Annotated in this window: 1 protein-coding gene; it reads right to left on the bottom strand. The window is 72.0% G+C overall.

The annotated features are described in order from the left end of the window. Nucleotides 1–3,239 (bottom strand): type I polyketide synthase (locus M8H82_RS36265; RefSeq protein WP_250080002.1); only part of this gene is annotated, 3,239 nt, incomplete at both ends.

Here is a 3,239-nt window from a genome sequence, read left to right as displayed (position 1 = left end):
CCGCCATACGACGACACCCACTCCGCCGCCTGCTCCGGACCCGTCGCCAGCGACAACATGCCACCATGCCCGGCCAGTTCATCCCGGATCGCAGAGGACCGAAGCGCCACCACCCGGGCGGCGTCGTCCAGGCTCAGGGCACCGACCACCGCGGCGGCGGCGATCTCCCCCTGCGAGTGACCGATGACAGCGGCGGGTTCGATGCCCAGTGACTCCCAGACGGCGGCGAGCGAGACCATGACCGCCCACAGCACCGGCTGGACCATGTCCACCCGTTCCATCCAGCCGTCGTCGTCGCCCCTCAGCACCTCGGTCAACGACCAGTCCACGAACGGCCCCAGCGCCGCCTCGCACTCCACGATCCGCGCCGCGAACACAGGCGAGGACTCCAGCAGCCCCCGCCCCATCCCCAGCCACTGCGACCCCTGCCCCGGAAACACGAACACCGGAGCACCCGACGCAGCAGCCGAACCCGAGACCACATTGCCCGCGACAGCACCGGACGCCAGCGCCTCCAGTCCAGCCGTCAGCTCGGCGCGCTCCCGCCCCCACACCACCGCCCGGTGCTCCAGCGCCGTGCGCCCCGAGACGAGCTGCCAGCCCACATCCACCGGCTCGCCCATCACACCGGCCAGCCGCCCCGCCTGCGCGGCCAACGCCTCCGCCGTACGCCCCGACACCACCCACGGCACCACGGGCGACCCCGACAACCCCTCACGCCCGGCAGCCACCACCGACCCCGACTCGGGCGGCGCCTCTTCCAGGATCACGTGGGCGTTCGTCCCGGAGATGCCGAAGGCGGACACGCCGGCTCGGCCGGGGCGACCATCGGAACGTATCTCCACCGGAGCGGTCAGCAACTCGACGCCGCCCGCCGACCAGTCGACATGCGGGGTGGGCGCATCCACGTGCAGTGTCTTGGGCAGTACGCCCGCCCGCAGCGCCATCACCATCTTGATGACGCCCGCGACACCGGCCGCGGCCTGCGTGTGACCGATGTTCGACTTCACCGACCCCAGCCACAACGGCCGTTCAGCGTCCCGCCCTTGCCCGTACGTGGCCAGCAAGGCATCGGCCTCGATCGGGTCACCCAGCGTCGTACCCGTACCGTGCGCCTCCACCGCATCCACCTCGGCGGCGGAGACCCCGGCGTTGGTGAGTGCGGCCCGGATGACGCGCTGCTGGGACGGACCGTTGGGGGCGGTGAGGCCGTTGGAGGCGCCGTCCTGGTTGATCGCCGACCCGCGCACCACGGCCAGGACCCGGTGCCCCTTGGCGAGGGCGTCCGACAGCCGCTCGACCACCAGGACACCGACGCCCTCCGCCCAGCCCGTTCCGTCGGCGGCGGCCGCGAACGGCTTGCAGCGGCCGTCCGCCGAGAGCCCGCGCTGGCGGCTGAACTCGAGGAAGAGTCCGGGGCTCGGCATCACCGTCACACCGCCCGCCAGGGCGAGGTCGCACTCACCGCCGCGCAGCGACTGCACCGCGAGGTGCAACGCCACCAGCGACGACGAACACGCCGTGTCGACGGTGACGGCCGGCCCCTCAAGCCCGAAGGTGTAGGAGAGGCGGCCGGAGACGACGCTCGCCGCGTTGCCCGTCAGGGAGAACCCCTCGACGACGTCCGGCGTGCGCTCCAGGTCGACCAGATAGCTCGGGTATCCGGCGCCGACGAAGACTCCGCTGTTGGACCCCTTCAGCGACGCGGCGGCGATACCGGCGCGCTCCACAGCCTCCCAGGCGGTCTCCAGGAGGAGCCGCTGCTGCGGGTCCATCGCCAGCGCCTCGCGCGGCGCGATTCCGAAGAGATGCGGGTCGAACTCGGCTGCGTCGTGCAGGAATCCGCCCTGCCGGGTGTAGGTGGTGCCGGGGTGGGCGGGGTCGGGGTGGTAGAGCCCGTCCAGGTCCCAGCCGCGGTCGGCGGGGAAGTCCCCGACAGCATCCACGCCCTCGGTGACCAGCTGCCACAGGTCCTCCGGCGAGGCCACGCCACCGGGGTAACGGCAGGCCATGCCGACGATCGCGATCGGCTCGTCCGCCGCAACGGCCGAAGGGGCCGGGGTGACAACGGTCGCCTCCTCCGCACCCCAAAGCTCGCTGTGCAGATGATCAGCCAGACGAGCCGGTGTGGGGTGGTCGAAGACGATCGCGGTGGGAAGGCGCAGCGCCGTGGCGGCAGTGAGCCGGTTGCGGAGTTCGACGGCGGTGAGCGAGTCGAAGCCCTGCTCCTTGAAGGAGCGTTCGGGGTCGACGGACTGTTCGGAGGCATGCCCCAGTACGGCGGCCACATGGACCCGCACCAGCTCCACCAGCCGCCGTTCCCGCTCGGCACGGCCCAGCCCCGCCAAGGTCTCGACCAGACCGCCCGAGCCTTGACTTCCCGCCGTGGTGTCGGCGGTGCGGCGGGTGGTCGCGGGGCGGACAAGTCCGCTCAGTACGGCCGGCATGGTGTCGGCGCCGCGCAGGCCGGCGAGGTCGAGGCGGGCAGGCACGAGAACGGGCTCGGCGGATGCGAGGGCCCGGTCCAGCAGCGCCAGCCCCTCCTCCGACGACAGCGGCGACAGACCCATCCTGCTCAGCCGCCGACGATCCGCCCGGTCCAGCTCGCCCGTCATGGCACTGGCCTGCTCCCACAGGCCCCAGGCGAGGGAGGTCGCGGGCAGTCCCTGCGCGCGGCGGTGATGGGCGAGGGCGTCGAGGAAGGTGTTAGCGGCGGCGTAGTTGGCCTGACCGGCACCACCCAGCACACCCGCCACCGACGAATACAGCGCGAAGAAGGCCAGGTCCGCATCTTGGGTGAGCTCGTGCAGATGCAAGGCGGCCTGGGCCTTGGGCCGCCAGACCGTGGCCAGCTGCTCCGGGGTGAGGGAGGTGACCAGCCCGTCGGCGAGAACGCCCGCCGCATGCACGACACCGGTGAGCGTACGGCCCTCCAGCAGGGCGGCGAGCTGATCACGGTCGGCGGCGTCACAAGCCGCCACTTCGACCCTCGCCCCCAACTGCTGCAGCTCAGTGACCAGTTCGGCGGCACCCGGCGTTTCCAGCCCACGGCGGCTGGTCAGCAGCAGATTCCGCGCTCCGTACTCAGTGACCAGATGACGGGCGACCAACGCCCCCAGAGTCCCCGTACCGCCGGTGATCAGCACGGTGCCGTCCGGATCCACCGGCACCGGCATGGTCAGAGCGACCTTGCCGACATGCCGGGCCTGGCTGATGAACCGGAACGCCTCCGGAGCCCG

The sequence above is a fragment of the Streptomyces sp. YS415 genome (assembly GCF_023544665.1).
GTDB lineage: Bacteria > Actinomycetota > Actinomycetes > Streptomycetales > Streptomycetaceae > Streptomyces.
Note: the sequence above shows the minus strand (reverse complement) of the source record. Positions and strands in the feature narration are given on the sequence as shown.